Annotated in this window: 14 protein-coding genes; 9 read left to right on the top strand and 5 right to left on the bottom strand. The window is 69.2% G+C overall.

The window, feature by feature from the left end; translation table 11 throughout:
* The first annotated feature begins 12 nt into the window (after positions 1-12).
* On the top strand, positions 13-654 hold the full coding sequence (locus D7Y11_RS02795) for a PilZ domain-containing protein (protein ID WP_126932960.1): 642 nt from the start codon (positions 13-15) through the stop codon (positions 652-654).
* A 16-nt stretch (positions 655-670) separates the two neighbouring features.
* On the opposite strand, the gene D7Y11_RS02800 is transcribed toward D7Y11_RS02795, so the two are convergent.
* Together D7Y11_RS02800 and trxA are read right to left on the bottom strand one after the other, a co-directional pair.
* Positions 671-1,012, bottom strand: a complete 342-nt coding sequence (locus D7Y11_RS02800; protein WP_120574931.1) for a hypothetical protein — start codon at positions 1,010-1,012, stop codon at positions 671-673.
* Positions 1,013-1,450: 438 nt separating this feature from the next.
* Positions 1,451-1,777: a thioredoxin gene (trxA, locus tag D7Y11_RS02805; RefSeq protein ID WP_120574932.1), complete on the bottom strand. Its 327-nt coding sequence runs from the start codon at positions 1,775-1,777 to the stop codon at positions 1,451-1,453.
* 174 nt (positions 1,778-1,951) lie between these two features.
* On the opposite strand from trxA, the gene D7Y11_RS02810 reads away from it, so the two are divergent.
* The 7 genes from D7Y11_RS02810 (at position 1,952) to D7Y11_RS02840 (ending at position 9,911) form a co-directional block, all read left to right on the top strand.
* Positions 1,952-2,314 carry a hypothetical protein gene (locus tag D7Y11_RS02810; protein WP_120574933.1) on the top strand — a complete coding sequence of 121 codons (363 nt, stop codon included), beginning with the start codon at positions 1,952-1,954 and terminating at the stop codon, positions 2,312-2,314.
* Positions 2,315-2,369: 55 nt separating this feature from the next.
* Positions 2,370-3,182 carry an inner membrane protein YpjD gene (locus tag D7Y11_RS02815; protein WP_120574934.1) on the top strand — a complete coding sequence of 271 codons (813 nt, stop codon included), beginning with the start codon at positions 2,370-2,372 and terminating at the stop codon, positions 3,180-3,182.
* Positions 3,183-3,184: 2 nt separating this feature from the next.
* The gene (gene hemA, locus D7Y11_RS02820) at positions 3,185-4,525 is read left to right on the top strand and encodes a glutamyl-tRNA reductase (protein WP_120574935.1); all 1,341 of its coding nucleotides are present in this window, start codon (positions 3,185-3,187) and stop codon (positions 4,523-4,525) included.
* A gap of 5 nt (positions 4,526-4,530) precedes the next feature.
* A complete protein-coding gene (gene hemC, locus D7Y11_RS02825) occupies positions 4,531-5,472 on the top strand; it encodes a hydroxymethylbilane synthase (RefSeq protein ID WP_126932971.1) in 942 nt (313 codons plus the stop codon).
* A gap of 11 nt (positions 5,473-5,483) precedes the next feature.
* Positions 5,484-6,245, top strand: a complete 762-nt coding sequence (locus tag D7Y11_RS02830; RefSeq protein WP_120574936.1) for a uroporphyrinogen-III synthase — start codon at positions 5,484-5,486, stop codon at positions 6,243-6,245.
* 73 nt (positions 6,246-6,318) lie between these two features.
* Positions 6,319-8,076 (top strand): MYXO-CTERM sorting domain-containing protein, encoded by a 1,758-nt coding sequence (locus D7Y11_RS02835; RefSeq protein WP_120574937.1) that lies wholly within the window; start codon positions 6,319-6,321, stop codon positions 8,074-8,076.
* A complete protein-coding gene (locus tag D7Y11_RS02840) occupies positions 8,073-9,911 on the top strand; it encodes a GspE/PulE family protein (protein WP_121751818.1) in 1,839 nt (612 codons plus the stop codon). Before D7Y11_RS02835 ends, D7Y11_RS02840 begins: the two co-directional genes overlap by 4 nt.
* A gap of 66 nt (positions 9,912-9,977) precedes the next feature.
* Here the strand turns inward: D7Y11_RS02840 and D7Y11_RS02845 are convergent, their stop codons facing one another.
* From D7Y11_RS02845 to D7Y11_RS02855, 3 genes are all read right to left on the bottom strand, one after another.
* Positions 9,978-11,510: a hypothetical protein gene (locus tag D7Y11_RS02845; protein WP_169820980.1), complete on the bottom strand. Its 1,533-nt coding sequence runs from the start codon at positions 11,508-11,510 to the stop codon at positions 9,978-9,980.
* A 101-nt stretch (positions 11,511-11,611) separates the two neighbouring features.
* The gene (locus tag D7Y11_RS02850) at positions 11,612-13,594 is read right to left on the bottom strand and encodes a hypothetical protein (RefSeq protein WP_120574940.1); all 1,983 of its coding nucleotides are present in this window, start codon (positions 13,592-13,594) and stop codon (positions 11,612-11,614) included.
* Complete coding sequence (locus D7Y11_RS02855) at positions 13,594-15,888, bottom strand: bifunctional UDP-sugar hydrolase/5'-nucleotidase (RefSeq protein ID WP_233604824.1); 2,295 nt, start codon at positions 15,886-15,888, stop codon at positions 13,594-13,596. The genes D7Y11_RS02850 and D7Y11_RS02855 overlap by 1 nt, the downstream gene beginning before the upstream one ends.
* 232 nt (positions 15,889-16,120) lie before the next feature.
* On the opposite strand from D7Y11_RS02855, the gene D7Y11_RS02860 reads away from it, so the two are divergent.
* The gene (locus tag D7Y11_RS02860) at positions 16,121-16,801 is read left to right on the top strand and encodes an NUDIX hydrolase (RefSeq protein WP_121751817.1); all 681 of its coding nucleotides are present in this window, start codon (positions 16,121-16,123) and stop codon (positions 16,799-16,801) included.
* The last annotated feature ends 59 nt before the right edge of the window (positions 16,802-16,860 follow it).

Genomic DNA, 16,860 nt, shown 5'->3' on the forward strand with positions numbered 1-16,860 from the left:
CGGAGGCTTCCGATGGTGGTGCAGAGGAAGGGTGTGACGACGGCGAAGGCCGGCACGGCGGTCCGCGGGCCGGAGGACACGCAGGCACCCCGGCCGTTGGTTCCGCCGGTGGGCACTTCACGCAACGTGCCCCTGCCCGGCGCGGTGCCCCGCATCGAAATGAACCAGGGGGAGCCGGAGCACCGGCACTTCCCGCGCGCGCAGCTGGCCACGCACTTCGACCTCTGGATGGAGGACGACGCGGGCGGCCGGCGCTTCTCCGCCGGGCTCACGTCCGTGAACGTGAGCGTCAGCGGTGCCTTCCTCGCGAGCACCTTCTTCCTGCCCATGGGCTCGGTGGTGCGCGCGCGCTTCGCGCTGGAGGAGGGGGCCGCCCCCGTGGAGGCTCGCGCGGAGATTGTGCGGGAGGAGCGTGGCCCGGAGGAGGAGGGCCGCAGCGGGTTCGCCCTGCGCTTCCTGGACTTCTCAGGTCAGACGGAGGTGGCGCTCGCCCGGCTCTTCCTGGGCATGCGCCTGAGGGCCTTCACGGAGGACTACCTCAAGTCCCAGCGCGCCCGCTCCCTGCCCAATGAGCTGGAGCGGGTCATCGACGTGATGGCGGCCTGGGAGCTGCTCAAGGCCACCACGCCCGGAGACCCCTGGCGCGGCGAGTAGGGCCCCGGTACGGGGGTCAGGCGGGCTTGCCGGTGGCGATCTGCCTGCGGCGCTCGGCCTGGTAGTGCGCGGAACACAGGCCCTTGGAGCGCTGCTCGCGAGTGCAACCACTCACCGTGCAGCGGCGGTCCATGGGCACCGGCCCGCCCGCCACCGTCTTGGGGGGACGGCCGCGGCGGCGACCCGCCATCACCGCGCCATTGCCCGGCGACGCCGTGACGGCGCCCATGCTCGGCATTCCCGTGTTCAGCGCGCGCAGCATGCCGCGGCCGATGGCATCACCCAGGGCCTCCGCCCACGACGTCAGGGCAGGGGTCAGCGGTGCTTGCGAGGTCAATTCTTTGCGAAGGCGTGCCATGAAAACTCCTGTAGAAACTCGCCAATCAAGACAGGCGTGTACTCGCGACTTCTGTCTGTTGTGGCGAACTCTGTCAACAAGACATGTTGGGGTCGTGTTTGACTCGTAATGCAATTTCAATGTCTGTTGAACAAAACACGACGGGAGGATCGCCCAGCCGTCCCTGTCGGGCGTTTGTCTCAAGGGCAGAGAAATGTCTGCGTCAGGGGGCAACCTGCACCCGGTACGTGAAAGCCCTTAGCGTCGCGGTGAGTTGTCTTTCTACAGACATATCGAACCGCCAGGCATGTCACGCCGGGGTGTCTGGTTGGGAGCCCAGACGCAGCGTCCCCTCTCACCGGGCGCGGAGTCTGGCGGTGAGAGCCAGCGGCGCCGTGGGTGGGAGGGGACGAAGGAGACGGCCGCGAAGCGCGGGCCCGTCACCGGGAACACACGGACTTAGAGACTCTTCCGGATCGCGTCCTCGATGCGCGACTTCGGCACCGCGCCGACAATCTGCTCCACGACCTTGCCGCCCTTGAAGAGCAACAGGGTGGGGATGGAGCGGATGCCAAACTGCTGAGGCGTGTCCTGGTTCGCGTCGATGTCCATCTTCGCGAACGTCACCTGGCCCTTGTACTGGGCGGACAGCGCCTCCACGGAGGGCGCGATGGCGCGGCAGGGAGCGCACCAGGTGGCCCAGAAGTCCACGAGCACGGGTTGTTGAGAATCCAGGACCTGCTTCTGGAAGTCCGAATCACTGATGTTGATCACGTCGCCAGCCATGTCGTCACCTCGTGTCTACTGCTTGAGTAGGATACGTCCTGAGCTTCGCGTCCGGCGGGTGCCAGGGGGGCGGGAAGGCCGGGCCGCTTCCGGTGGAACGGATGCCGCATCTGGCCGGAGGTTGCACCCCATTTCCAGGCCCGCCGGACATGAGGGTGGTGTAGTCTGTGGGGCGTGACGAAGCTCTTCCTGTCCCAGGCCCAGCTCGAGGAGTGGGCGCTGGAGGACAAAGCAGACCTGCGCGAGGGCCGCCTGGTGGTCGCCGCCGAAGGCGGGAGCACCTGGCCGCTCACACCCGCTGTCCACGTGGTGCAGCTGGTGTCCGGGGAGGACACGCACCAACTGGTATCCCGGGTGAAGACCGAGGAGCAGCTCGGCCGGCTGGGCGCCGAGCAGATGGCCGACTCCATCCTGGTCGGGGACTCCGCGTACGAAGTCGTTCCGGGTTATGTCGCGGAGGTGGGGGCGCCCGCCCCCGAGCGCAAGCCCAATTCGGAGACCGACCTGCTGGCGGCCTTCATTCTCAATAAAATGTAAAACGGGCTGAGGCAGGACTGAATGCCTCCTCGGCCGGGGTTATGAGCCTGCCGCCATGAGCCATACGCTCGTCTCGCTCGCCTGCCACGCCTACGGCCTGGCCGCGCTCGTCTACCTCGCCTTCCTGGTCCGCCAGTCCCAGGTGCTCGCCGTCACCGGCCGGGTGCTGGTGGGGACCGGGCTGCTGATGCATTGCGTTGCGCTCATGGGCCTTCTGAGCGCGCAGGGGGGCCGGTTGGTGGGCCCCGCGCAGGGCATGTCCACCTTCGCCTTCCTGCTGCTGGCGCTCTTCCTGGCGCTGGATGTGCGCTACCGCAAGCCCGTCATTGGCGCGTTCCTCACGCCGCTGGCGGTGGCGGTGCTGCTCATCGGGATGCTGTTGCACGGCGGGTCCACGCCGCTGCCGGACGCGGTGCGCCAGCCGCTGTTGCCGGTGCATGTCACCATCGCGCTTCTGGGCATGACGGCCTTCGGCGTGGCGGCGGGGGTGGGCGTCATGTACCTGCTGATGGAGCGGGAGGTGAAGGCCAAGCACTTCGGGCTGCTCTTCTCCCGGCTGCCGTCCCTGGAGTTCCTGGACACGCTCAACCGGCGGCTCGTGGTGTGGGGGTTCATCGCGCTGTCGCTCACGCTGGCGACCGGCGCCCTGTTCACCACCACGCTGCGGGGGCTCGCCTGGGCGCTCGAAGCCAAGCACGTGGCGACGTTCGTCGCCTGGGGCGTGTTCGCCGCGCTCGTCAACGCGCGCATCTTCGCCGGCTGGCGTGGCCGGCGGGTGGCGCTGCTCACCATGGCCGGCTTCTGCCTGGTGCTGGTCTCCTTCCTGTCGTCCTACGACCTGTCCGCCGCTGGCCCGGGGATGCCGTAGCCATGGAAATCATCTGTATCGGCGTGTCACACCGCACCGCGCCCCTGGGTGTCCGCGAGCGGCTGGCATTGCCTGAAGCCCGGCAGTCGGAAGTGTTGCAGCGGCTGGCGCAATCGCCCGTGGAGGCGCTCTGGGTGTCCACGTGCAACCGCGTGGAGGTGTACCTGGCGGCCCCCAGCGCGGAGTTGGCGCGGGAGCGCGCGCGGGAGACGCTGCACTCGCTGGGCGGCGCGGAGGCGTTGGAGCACCTGTACGAGCACCAGGGCGAGGCGGCGCTCGTGCACCTGTTCCGCGTGGCGTCCAGCCTGGACTCCATGGTGCTGGGCGAGGCGCAGATTCTTGGGCAGGTGAAGGACGCCTTCGAGCGCGGTCAGGGCGCGGGCGCGGTGCGCGGTGAGTTGACACGTGCGTGCGCGGCGGCGTTCGGTTGCGCCAAGCGCGTGCGCACGGAGACGGCGGTGGGTCGCGCGGCGACGTCCATGGCGTCCGCGGCCGTGCAGCTGGCGAGCAAGGTGTTCGACGGGCTCAAGGACAAGACCGTGCTGGTGGTGGGCGCGGGAGAGATGGGTGAGCTGGCGGCGCGGCACCTGAAGAACGCGGGCGCCGGGAAGCTCATCGTGACCAACCGCACGCTCGCCCGCGCGGAGGCGCTGGTGGCGGAGGTGGGCGGTGTGGCGAAGCCCTACGAGGAGCTCTTCACGCTGCTCGGCGCCGCGGACGTGGTGGTGACGAGCACCGCGTCGCCGGTGCCCATCTTCACGCGCGAAAATGTCGGCGCGCTGGGCAAGGCGCGCAAGGGACGGCCGCTGTTCATGGTGGACCTGGCGGTGCCGCGAGACATCGACCCGGCGGTGGGGACGCTGGACTGGGTGCACGCGTACGACGTGGATGACATCCAGAAGTTCGTCGCGGACAACACCGCCGCGCGCGCGGAAGAGGCGCACAAGGCGGGCGGGCTGGTGGCGCAGGAGGTGGCGCGCTTCGCCCGGGAGCGCGCGCTGCGCGACGGCATGCCCGTGCTGGCGCGCCTGCGTCAGCGCGCGGAGGCCATTGCCCGCGCGGAGGTGGAGCGCACGCTGCTGGGCCTGGGCGACGGCCTCACCGACAAGCAGAAGAAGAGCATCGAGGCCATGGGGCGAGCCATCGTGAACAAGCTGTTGCATGAGCCCACCGCGCGCCTGCGCGCGGTGGGCCCGCAGGGTGAGGGCAACCGGTTGGCTGGCGCCGCCGCGGAGCTGTTCGGCCTCACGGAGGCGGAGGCCGCCGCCATCGCTCCGGAAGAATCCGCCGCACCTCCACAGGAGGCGCGCAACACCGTGGTGGCCACCGGGAGCCGGCGATGAAGGCGATGAAGACGGTGCGCATCGCGACGCGGGAGAGCCCGCTGGCGCTGTGGCAGGCGAATCACGTGGCCTCGCTCCTCACCGAGCGCAACCCCGGCCTGGAGGTCACCCTGGTGAAGATGATCACCGAGGGCGACCGCTTCCTGTCCGCGCCGCTGTCCGCGGTGGGCGGCAAGGGCCTGTTCGTGAAGGAGATTGAGCAGGCCCTGCTCGACGGCCGCGCGGACGTGGCGGTGCACAGCCTCAAGGACATGACGTCGGTGTTCCCGGAGGGGCTCATCCTGGCGGCGGTGCCGGCGCGCGAGGACCCGCGCGACGCATTCTGCAGCCCGGACGGGCACACGCTGGCGATGCTGCCCGCGGGCGCGAAGGTGGGCACGTCGTCGCTGCGGCGCAGCTGCATCCTGCGCGCGCGCCGGCCGGACCTGGAGATCGTCTCCCTGCGCGGCAACGTGCAGACGCGCCTGCAGAAGACGCGCGATTTGCAGCTCGCGGGCGCCATGCTGGCGGCGGCGGGGCTCAAGCGCCTGGGATTGGACCACCACATCACCCAGGTGGTGCCGGTGGCGGAGAGCCTGCCGGCGGTGGGGCAGGGCGTGTTGGCCATCCAGTGCCGCGAGGCGGACGCGGACGTGCGCGCGCTGCTCGCCCCCCTGGAAGACGCCCTCACGCGCAACGCCGTGCGGGCCGAGCGCGCCTTCCTGGCGAAGCTGGAGGGCGGCTGCACCGTGCCGCTCGCCGGCCACGCCACGGTGGAGGACGGCCAGGTGTACCTGCGCGGATTGGTGGGCCGGCCGGACGGTTCGCTGGTGGTGCGGGGCGAGGTGAAGGGGCCCGTACCGGAAGCGGAGCGGCTGGGCGAATCGCTCGCGGACGAGCTCCTTTCGCGCGGGGCGGGAGACATCCTGCGCGATTTCGGCCGCCGCGAAGGCGCGTCCCGCGCCTAGAGTGCCAGCCCGTGGACCGGCGACTGGATGGCATCCGAATCTTGGTGACGCGCCCCCGTGAGCGGGCAGAGGAGCTGTGCTTCCTCCTGGAGGACGAGGGCGCGGAGGTCCTCAGCCTGCCGCTGTTGGAGCTGCATCCGCCGGAGGACCCGCGCCCGCTCGCGTCCGCCGCGGAGCACGTGCAGCGCTACCACTGGGTGGTGTTCGCCAGCCCCTCCGCCGTGGAGTCCTTCCTGGAGGCCCTGCGGCTCGCCGGCACGTTGGACCGGCTGTCCCGCGTGAAGCTGGCCGCCGTGGGGCCGCGCACCGCGAGGGCCGTGGAGGGCTTTGGCCTGAAGGTGGAGGCAGAACCCCACGAGGGCACCGGCGCGGCGCTCTTCACCGCCCTGCGCGACGTGCTGGGGCCGGAGGACGACGTGCTCCTGCCCGCGGCGGAGGAGGGGCGGCGGGAGTTGGAGGACGGCCTGCGCGACCTGGGCGTGCGTGTCACGCGCGTGACGGCCTATCGCAGCGCGCCGGCCGCCGTCGACCCGGAGGCGCTCGCCCAGCTGGCAGCGTCCCCGCCCCAGGTGGTGCTCTTCGCCTCGCCGCGCACCGCGGAGGCCTTCGTGGAGGGGGTGGGCCGTGAGCCGCTGGCCTCCGCGAAGGTGGTGGCCATTGGCCCCACCACGGCGACCGCGCTGACGCAGCTGGGAATCCCCGTGGCCGCCGTGGCCGAGCGTCCCACGCCCGAAGCGCTGGTGGATGCCACCGTTCGCGCCGTTCACGGGTAGACTGCGCGCCCGGTGACGTCCGGGCGCCCAGTCGGAGCGCCCCGTGCGGACGTGACGTGACGAGGTGCGGGTGATGATGCGTGGGACGCAGCGGAGTGTCTTCCTCCTTGGACTGCTGGCGCTGGCCACGACGGCGCAGGCCCAGGGGGGCTACCAGTTCCTGGATCACTGGGTGCTCAACAACAGCCAGGACCCGTTCCCGTACTACGTGGACGCGCGCAACAACCAGCCGGCGGGCAATGACATCTCGCTGGTGGAAGACGCGGTGAAGAAGTCCTTCCAGGCCTGGCAGGACGTGGACTGCGCGTGGCCCGCCTTCACGTACAAGGGCCGCTCCACCATCGTCCCCATCCCGGACGTGAACGATCGGCTGGACGGCTTCAGCGTCGCCGCCATCTGGGTCACCGACCCGCTCAGCACCCAGTACAAGGACGTGCTCAACGAGACGAGCGTGTCCGTCGCGGTGCCTCTGAGCCACGGCGGCAACGTCTACCAGTGCGACATCTTCCTCAACGCCGTGCGCTACAAGTTCACCTCGTTCACCCCCACGCCCGCGGGCTTCATGGACATCCAGACGGCGGTGATGCGCGAGGTGGGCCACTGCCTGGGCCTGGGCAGCACGTATGAGTACCCGGACTCGGTGATGTACTTCGCGCAGGAGACGGGCGTGCAGCGGCGCACCCTGTCGTCCTATGACCGGGGCGCGTTCTGCCAGCGCTACCCGCAGACGGGAGCGGTGGGCTCGCCCTGTGACACCACCGCGTGCTCCGCGGGGCTCACCTGTGTCACGACCCAGTCCACCACCAGCGGCAACTCGATGAAGATCTGCTCCAAGGCGTGCCCGTCCGGTGCGCCCGGAGCCTGCCCGGACCCCTACCAGTGCCGCGCGTCCACGCTCATCGCCGGCTCGCAGTTCGCCTGTCTGCCGGAGGCGATTGGCACGGGCACCAAGGTGGGCAACCCCTGCGCCAGCGCCTCCTCGTGCGGCGCGGCGGATTCGCGCTGCCTCACGGACGCGGACAAGACCCCCGCCTTCCCGGCCTGGAAGGACGGCTACTGCACGGAGTCCTGCGTCGCCAACGCGGACTGCCCCACCGGCTCCACGTGCGCATCCGTGGGCTCCGTGGGCAAGCGCTGTCTGAAGAACTGCCGCCCGGGAAAGGGTGACTGTCGCGACGGCTATACCTGCAACACGCTGCCCAACGGCGGGGGCGACGTGTGCGTCGCCGACTGCTCCACCAACAACGACTGTGGCTCCAACTACGCCTGCCGCTCGTGCGACCACGCCTGCGTGCAGCAGCTGACGGGCACGCGCAGCGTTGGCGACCCGTGCCTCCAGGATTCGGAGTGCGGCTTCAACCAGCAGTGCCTGAAGCTCAACGGCAACCCGCAGGGCGTGTGCGCGGAGCCGTGCTCGGTGGCCGCCTGCACGTGCGGCCCCGGCAGCACCTGCCGCTCGGCGGGCACCGGCGAGGACCGCTTCTGCTTCCGCGACTGCGGCACGGGCACCTGCTCCTCGCCGCTCCAGTGCGTGCCGTTCCAGGAGGGGACCGCCTGCATCGCCCCCTGCCGCACCAACCAGGACTGCCCCAACGGCCTGTACTGCGGCAATGGCGGCCAGTGCTACGACCCGTACGTGAAGACGGACGGCGGCACCTGCACCCTGTGCAGTGACGGTGGCACGCCGCCGCCCCCTCCGTTGGACGGCGGCACGGGCGGAACGAACAACGACCCCGGCGGTTGCGGCTGCCAGAGCGGCCCCTCCTCCGCGGCATTCCTCGTGGGGCTCGGGGTGTTGCTCCTGGCCACCCGCAGAAGGAGGAACGTGTGACCCAGGCGCCTCCCCCCGGAAGCAGCGGCCCCTCGCGCGGCGCCACGGATTTCACTCTCGGCTTCGTCCTGGAGGCCCTGGTCGCCCAGCGCCTGCTGACACCACAGCAGGCGCAGGAGGTGCTGGCGCGAGAGCCCGCCGCGCGCGCCCGCGTCATCAAGGCGCAGGCCGGAACGGGCAAGGACGCGGCACGCTATGACGTGTCACCCGTGGAGCTGGTCGCGGCCTTCCAGATTCCGGCGCCGGGGGGGCGTGGCGTGCTGGACGAGGACCGCGTCACGGAGGCCGCCGCGCGCGCCGCGGGGCTGGCCTACCGGAAGTTGGATCCGCTGAAGATGGACATGGCGCTGGCCACCCGCACGGTGTCCCGGCCCTACGCGCAGAAGCACGTGCTGCTGCCCCTGGAGCGCACCGAACAGGGGCGGCTGCGCGTGGCGGTGGCCAACCCCTTCGACCGCGAGCTCTTCGAGTCCTTCCACCGGCTCACCGGCGAGCCGGTGGAGCCCGTGCTGTCCGCGAAGACGGACATCCTCCGCTCCATCGCGGACATCTACGGCTTCAAGAAGACGCTGGCCCAGGCCGCGGACGACTTCAGTGGCGCGAACGCGCAGATCGCCAACTTCGAGCAGCTGGTGTCGCTCAGCGGCACGCAGGAGCTGGAGGCGTCCGACCGGCCGGTGGTGCAGGCGGTGGACTACCTGCTGCGCTACGCGTTCGACAATCGCGCGTCGGACATCCACATCGAACCGAAGCGGGCCACCGCCGTGGTGCGCCTGCGCATCGACGGTGTGCTGCACCCCGTCTACACGCTGCCCGCGCAGGTGCACCCGCCCATCGTGTCGCGCGTGAAGATGCTGTCGCGCATCGACATCTCAGAGAAGCGCCGCCCCCAGGACGGCCGCATCAAGACGGAGCGCGACGGCCGCGAGGTGGAGCTCCGCGTCTCCACGCTGCCCACCGCGTTCGGCGAGAAGGTGGTCATCCGTATTTTCGACCCGGAGACGCTGGTGCAGGACATCGCCCAGCTGGGTTTCGATCCGGACGAGAAGGGCCACTTCGAGTCGTGGATTGATCAACCCCACGGCCTCATCCTGGTGACGGGCCCCACGGGCAGCGGCAAGACGACGACGCTCTACTCCGCGCTCAAGGCGGTGGCGGGGCCGGACGTCAACGTCACCACGATTGAAGACCCCATCGAAATGGTGTGGGACACCTTCAACCAGGTGCAGGTGCAGCCCAAGGTGGGCCTGGATTTCGCGGGGGCGCTGCGCCACATCCTGCGCCAGGACCCGGACGTCATCATGGTGGGCGAAATCCGCGACGCGGAGACGGCGGAGAACGCGATTCAAGCCGCGCTCACCGGCCACCTGGTGCTCTCCACGCTGCACACCAACGACGCGCTGGGCGCGGTGGCGCGCATGAAGGACCTGGGCGTGCCGGCCTTCCTCCTCGCTCAGAGCCTGCTGGGGGTCATGGCCCAGCGCCTGCTGCGCCGCGTCTGCGTGCACTGCGCGGAGGACGCGGTGCTCACGCCGGACGAACTGCTGGCACTCGATGCGCCGCTGCCGCTGTTGCCCGGCGGCGTGAAGCTGTCCAAGGGCGCGGGGTGCGTGCGCTGCCGCGGCACAGGCTTCTCCGGCCGCACCGGCGTCTTCGAAATCGTCTCCACGAACCGGGAGGTGCGTGAGCTCATCGCCCGCGAGGCGCCCTACGAGCACCTGGTACAGGCGGCGCGCCGCGGTGGCATGCGCACGCTGCGCGAGGCCGCCGTGCGCAAGCTGGCGCAGGGCCTCACCGCCTTCGACGAGGTGGTGCGGATGACGTCCGCCTTCTAGAAACACGAAGGGCCCGCCGTGATGCACGGCGGGCCCTGCGAAGCTGCCCGAAGAGGGCAGGGCGGCCTAGAAGCGCGCCTGCAGCAGCGTGTTGAAGCCCAGCGCGTGCGGCTTCTCGAAGTTCGGCTGCGCGATGCCCGTCACGTCGTCCTCGAACGTGGTCCGGTTGGTGTCGTACGTGTAGTAGACCTCACCCACGGCCGCGACCGTCTCCGACAGGTCCCACCGGAAGGTGGCCTTCGCGGACCAGATGAGCTCCGCCTCGCAGGCGCTGGTGCCACCGCAGGTGCTGGGCAGGATGCTCAGCTGGTTGGCGTCACGCACCACGACCGTGCGCGTCCCGGTGAGGCTGGGGGGCGGGTTGCTGCCGCCCACGAGCGGAACCGGGCTGCGGAAGGACGCCGGCTGCTGCGCGCCGATGATGAAGCCCGGCGTCAGGTGCAGCTTCTCGATGTTGTAGTCCACGCCCAGCGCGCCGAAGACTTCAGGCTTCAGGACCGTGCCCGTGGGGAAGTCCTGGAACGGGGGGAAGCCCGGCACGTCGAACTGGATGAAGGACAGGCTGCGCACCAGCGCCAGCGCGTTGAAGCGGAACCGGTTCAGCTTCGCGCGGCCCTGGAAGGCGAGCGCCACGGCCCCCTGGGGCTTGGTGGCGCCGAACTTGTCCGGGTCCTGCAGGGTCTGCGTGAGGTAGCTGCCCTCCAGCGACAAGGAGTACGACAGGCCACCCGGGTACGTCTCCGGCGCGAAGAAGCGCTGGTAGATTTCCGGGTCGTTCTTGTAGAGCCGGAAGTCCACGCTCGTGCCCACCGGCACGCCCACGTGGTAGACGACCTGCCCGGACACGCCGGCCGAGTTGACGCCCGCCTCGATGGACTGGTTCGCCAGACCCGGGACGATGCCCTTCTGGAAGTAGCCGCCGCCGGCCTCCACGCGCAGCGTCTCCAGGATGTCCCAGCCCGCGCCGGCCATCACGCCGTAGAGCGTTTCCTGCTCCAGGATGAGGTCGTTGAGCACCAGCGCCGTCTTGCCGCCCACGTACGCGTACCAGCGGTCGCGCGTCACCTGGAACTTGGCGCCCGGCACACCCGCCGCGGACGCGCGGTTGGTGAAGATGGAGCTGCCGCCCCAGGAGATGCGGTACGCATAGCCCAGACGGAAGCGGTCCGCGGACACCGGGAAGCCGGTGAGCGAGATGCCTTCCTTCTCACCCCAGCCCGGCGGCTGGTAGTTCAGGCGCACGTAGCTGGAGTTGTCGAGGATGTCGACACCGCCAGACGGGCGCTCCAGCACCAGCAGCGTGAGGGCCGCCTCCGTCGTGAGGCCCTCGAAGAACGCCGGCATGCGCTTGTAGAGCACGACGTTCGACAGCGACTCGAAGCCGGAGAACCGGGTGTTGAAGTTGTCGTAGAACTGCGTGTTCTGGTTGCCCGCGCCAAAGCGCGCGTTCGGGCTGTTGGGAGTGGTCTCTCCCGCGCCCGCCAGCACGTTGTCGTCCGCGAAGACGAACGACAAACGGGTGTCCACGAAGTCCCCGGCCCAAGCGGGCGCGGAAAGGGTTGTCAGGCCCGCCAGGGCCAGCGTCTGCAACGTTTTCAAATTCCCTCCAGGAAGCGGTCCGGGGGAGACCGCTCCTCCCAGCGCCCCGGCTTACCGCCGGGGCGCGCAATGCGACTGCTCAAATCAAAGGTGAATGGCGACTACGGGCACGGCTTGATGGGCTTCGGGCACTCCATCCCGGGCCCGGGGTAGCAGCACAGGTCGTCCTGGTCTCTCGGCAGGACGTTCCAGCGCGGACGCGCCGGACCCACGTGCTTCAGGTGACCCACGACGTCGAAGGTGGCCGCGCGCAGCTGCTTGCACTGGAGCGCCTTCGCCGCGTCGGCATCGTTCTCGTTGCAGTCCGGGTTGAGGTCCGGCACCGCGTCCTTGATCTGCAGGCTGATGCGCGAGCGCGTGTCCGGAGCGACCTTGCACGCGGCGTTGGCCGTGGCGGCGGCGTCGCGCACCAGCGCGACCGTCACCTCGGAGCCCTTCAGGGTGTACTCGAAGCGGGTGTTGGCCGCGATGAGCGTGTCCGTCTGGTCCGCCGTCACGCTCACCGGGCCGAAGCGCGCGTGCACCGGCTGGGTGCAGATGATGTTCATCCGGTAGCCCTGGGGCAGCGACTTGTCCGGCCGCACGGGCGTGGTGCCCACGTTGACGTTCATGATGCGGTTGGGGACGGACTCGTCCATGCCCATGGACGCGGGACCGGTGGCGTTCATCTCCACCACGAACTGACCGAAGCTCGTGTACGTCGTCTTCTCCGCGCAGATGGTGCCGGCGTACTCGCCAATGCCCAGCGTGCAGTCGATGACGCACTGGCGCTCCGGGAGATCCGGATCATCCGGCGGCTCCTCGAAGCAGTTCTGCCAGGTGCGCGACGCGCTGCTGCCCACCGGGCAGAACATGGGCATGTCGTTGTTGCCGTTGGCGTCGCAGTTGCGGAACACCTTGGGGAACTTCACCCGGCGCAGCTTCACCAGCGAAGACTCCAGGCTCTCCATCTTGTAGTTCTTGTAGCTGTAGCCGCACAGGATGTCGTCCAGGTACGGCGAACCGCTGTAGCCGCACAGCCGGCCGTTGATCTCCACGGGCGGCACCTGGGCCAGGTACTTGTTCCACTGGTCCTGCGGCAACAGGCGCACGTTCTCCCGCAGCGTCCAGGCGGGGAAGCTCATCTGCGTGGTGTTGGTGAACTCCGCCACCGTGCCGGACAGCGTCCAGAGCAGGTCGCCGGAGTCCAGCCCTTCCGGGAAGGAGTAGTTGTAGATGTAGATGCTGTTGAAGCGGCCCGGGTTGAAGCCATCCGGCTCCGCGGTCTGGACGTTCGCGCCCGTGACGCTCTTCTCCAGCACGCGGCAGGCCGTCATGTCCGTGACGTAGAAGCCGCTGGAGTCCGTGCCCGTCACCAGCAGCATCATCTGCTTGCCGTTGTTGGGGTCGGACGGGTCGCAGTTCTGCGTCAGCGGCTCGCCGGACTCCGGATTGCGGCCCACGCGCATGAACTGCTTGATGAAGACGCTCGTCTCCGAGCCGCCCTCGGGCAGGTTGATGGTGGCCAGGGAGGGCTCCTCGAACCGGATGCCGTGGGACAGGCCGGTCGCGAGGGTGCGCGTGGCCGGCTCCTGGGGCAGCTGGGAAAGGTCGCCCACGACGCCGCCGTCCGCGTAGACCAGCTCCAGGTCCTGGTCCTGCACCCAGACGTGCGTCTCGCCGTACAGGTGGGCCACGCGCACGGTGCCGGTGCCCTTGCCGTTGGTGAGCTGCGTCCAGCGCTGGCCGTACTCACCGGTGAGGTCGCCCGGGATGACCCGGAAGGACACCGGCCCGTTGAAGGTCGTCATCTCCCCACCGGTGCCGTCCAGCGCGGTGATGGACAGACCGATGTCCACGTCCGACCGGGGCAGGGTGTAGGGGCAGTCCGTGGTGCCACGCACCTCGGGCGGCACCGCGGCCTGGTCGTTGCCGTACTTCCCGGCGCAGGCGTTCACCACCGGCAGCAGCGTCGCGGCGGAACCCCCGGTGGTGATGCTCGTCACCTCCACGCGGAAGGACGTGAGTCCGGTGGGCTCCTCGGACTCCTTCGTGTAGCAGCCGGCCGCCAGGGCCAGCGTGGACAGCAGGAAGAGTCGCTTCATTACTTCACCCTCCGCCCGATGCGGCCATCCTCGATGGCGCTCGCGATGGGCATGGCTGTGGGCTTCTCACAGAATGAACGCAGCTGGCTCGTCACGTTGCCGCACGTGGGGTTGTTCCCCGTCAGCAGGTCCCGGCAGGTGCAGCGGCCGGTGTAGGGGCCTTGCGGCAGCGCGCACTGCTCCAGGGCCGCCTGCTTCGTCGTGTCCGCCAGGCCGCACCGGGCCATGGCCGCCGGCTGCTCCTGGGCGTTGTCGGTCACCTTGAGCAGGTCCCGGCACGAGCAGCTGCCCACGGTCTTGTCGAGCCCTTCCTCGAAGGCCTTGGACACCTTGCAGGAGTTCAGCGTCTTCTCGTCCACCGTCCACTTGCCGCCGACCAGCGAGCCGCAGCGCGTGCCGTTGCTGGACGTCTCCCGGCCGTTGAGCAGGTCGTCGCAGTTGCAGAAGCCCTGCATGTAGCCGATGAGCGAGTCGCGCAGGCTGATGCCCGTCTCGATGCGCGTGGTGTTGCGCTTGAGCACCGTGAAGCCGGAGCCGCCCTTGGCGATGTAGTCGTTCACCGCGACCTTGTACGTGCCGTTGGTGTCCAGCGGCCGGCCGTTGATCTCGATGTTGATGCCCGGGTGCGCCCAGCAGCGCGAACCCGCGGTGTCCTCCAGGCACTGCCAGGGCGCGTGGCCCTCGCGGTTCTCCTGGGGGCAGGCGGTGGCCACCGTGGCCGGGGTGCACGCGACGCGCAGGTCGTTGAGCTGCACCTGGGCACAGTCCATGGTGAAGCGGGCGCCGGAGACCTGCGCCTGGCTCACGCACCCGCGCTCCGCGGAGCGCTCGGTGACGAAGTCGAACATCTCCTGCATCTCCGCGCCGGACAGGTACATGATGTTGATGGTGTTCTCGAAGGGGAACACGTTGAACATCGCCTCCTGCGTCACCACGCCCGCGTAGAGGTTGTCGCGGATGCCCAGGGAGTTGGTGAGCGCCATCTCCGCCTCCACGCGGTTGCGCTTGCGCATGGAGTCCGCGGCGATGTTGCCCAGCGGCGAGTCACCGCCGTTGGAGTTGTTGCGCCGCTGCACGTCCAGGGGGGCGTAGGAGAAGATGGAGGTGAGCTGCAGCTTCACGTCCATGCCCAGCAGGTACGGGATGAGCAGGTCCGTCACCTGCGCGTCCTCCTGACGGCCGCACTCGGCGATGGCCTCGCGCACGCCCGGCGCGTTGATGAACTCGCCCGGGTCCCAGAAGATGTTGTCGTCGAAGCGGTACTTGCGCATCGCCTCGTTGCACCAGAGCGCGTCCACCGGGAACGCGTGGTAGTCCTGGCTGACGACCTCGGCGCCCTCGCCCTCGCCCAGCTGGTTGGGCATCTTCACGACCAGCTCCAGGCGGCCCACGTACTTGGCGAACGCGCCCGAGTGCGACAGCACGACCTTGCGGCCGGCGGGGTCCGTCACCAGCTGCGGCGGGTTGAGCACCACGTGCAGGTGGCCGCCCAGGATGACGTCCATGCCGGTGACGCCCGCGATGTGCACGCGCACCACCGACTTGTCGTTGCCTTCCGGCCCGAACCACTCCAGCACCTTCCACGCGTCGTGCGAGCGGTTGATGAAGGGCTTGGCGCGGCCGTACTCATAGTAGCCCTCGTAGCCCTGGATGAGATCCTGGTCCTCGGTGAGGCCCAGGTGGCTGACGATGACAATCAGGTCCGTCACCGGGCGCAGCAGCTCCACGTAGGCGCGCGCGGCCTCGTTCTGCTCCAGCGGCGTCACCTGGAGGCTGTTGCCGCCCTCCACGATGGAGTTGAGCGAGGAGATGTTCGCCATGCCGATGACGCCCACCCGCAGGCCCTTCACCGTCCGGATGCTGTAGGGGGCGGTCACCATGGAGGCGCCGTTGGTGCCGGTCGTCTTCGGGTCGTCCCAGTAGTAGTTGGCGGCCAGCAGCGGGAAGTTGGCGAAATTGCGCGCCTTCTGGACGAAGTTGAGGGCGCCCGCGTCGAACTCGTGGTTGCCCACCACGGCGGCGTCCAGACGGGTCTCGGAGAGGAAGCGGAACTCCGCCTCGCCCGTGTTCACGTTGAAGATGGGCGCGCCCTGGAAGCAGTCTCCAGAGTCCAGGTGCAGGACGCGGTCGCCCTTCGCGCGCTCGCGCTTGAGGATGGACCCGATGCGCGTGGCACCGCCAAAGGGACCGGCCTCCGGGATGAGCTCCAGGTCCTGGTCCGTCTTCAGCGGCGTGAAGTCGTACGGGACGAGCCGCGAGTGGATGTCAGAGGTATGGAGGAGGGTAAGCCGCACCTCCTGACCTTCGAGGTGGTAATCCTGGCCTTCCAGCACAGGCATGCACGAGGCGAGGGCCAGGGCGCAGGCGCAGAAGAGGCCGAGCAGTGCGCGACACATTCGTGGCGGATCCGTGATTCGTAGAGAGTGACGACTTGAGGACGGCGCAACCTACGGGATCAAGGGTGCACGGGCAAGCAACGCCACCGTGGCACCTCCACCTACCAGGACACCAGGAGAGCAGGCAGACATGCGTCCCAGCAGTTCCAATGTAACTGACATCGAGATCATCGAGGATTTCTCCGCCACGGCGCGTTGTGACGAGGGTTTCCTCCGAGTGCGTCGGCTGCGCTGCCGCAACCGGCGTGCGGATGGCTCGTCGTCTCCGGTGTACCGGGTGGATGTGGTGGACCGGCCCCGGTTGGACGCGGTGTCGGTGCTCATCTACCGCCGTGCGTCGGATGGAAACGTGGAAGTCCTGACGCGGATGAACCTGCGCCCCGCGGCGTACTTCCGCCGCGAGCAGACCGCGTCCATGACCGTGCCTGACACGGTGAGCCATCTGCGCGTGGAGGAAATCGTCGCGGGGCTGCTGGAGCCTGCTGACAAAGGTGAGGAGGGGCTTCGCCGCCGCGCGGCGGAAGAAGTGAAGGAGGAGGCGGGCTACACGGTGCGACCGGAGGACATCCAGCTGTTGGGCGGCGCGTTCTTCCTCGCGCCGGGCATCCTGTCGGAGAAGGTCTTCCCGGCCGCGGTGGACGTCACCGGCGTGGCGCAGGGCGAGGTGGAGGGGGACGGCTCTCCATTGGAGGAGGGCATCCACCTTCAGTGGCGGTCGTTGAACGCGGTGCTGGACGCGTGCCGTCGGGGTGACATCGCGGACGCGAAGACGGAGGTGTCCCTCACGCGACTGCTCGCCCGGCTTTCCTGACGCCGCTTGCTGTTTCCGGGGGGAGGACGGACGGGGTAGGGTGTTGCCCCGTTCCGCTT

Origin of the sequence: Corallococcus sp. AB018 (assembly GCF_003986945.1) — a bacterium.
Classification (GTDB): Bacteria; Myxococcota; Myxococcia; order Myxococcales; family Myxococcaceae; genus Corallococcus; species Corallococcus exiguus.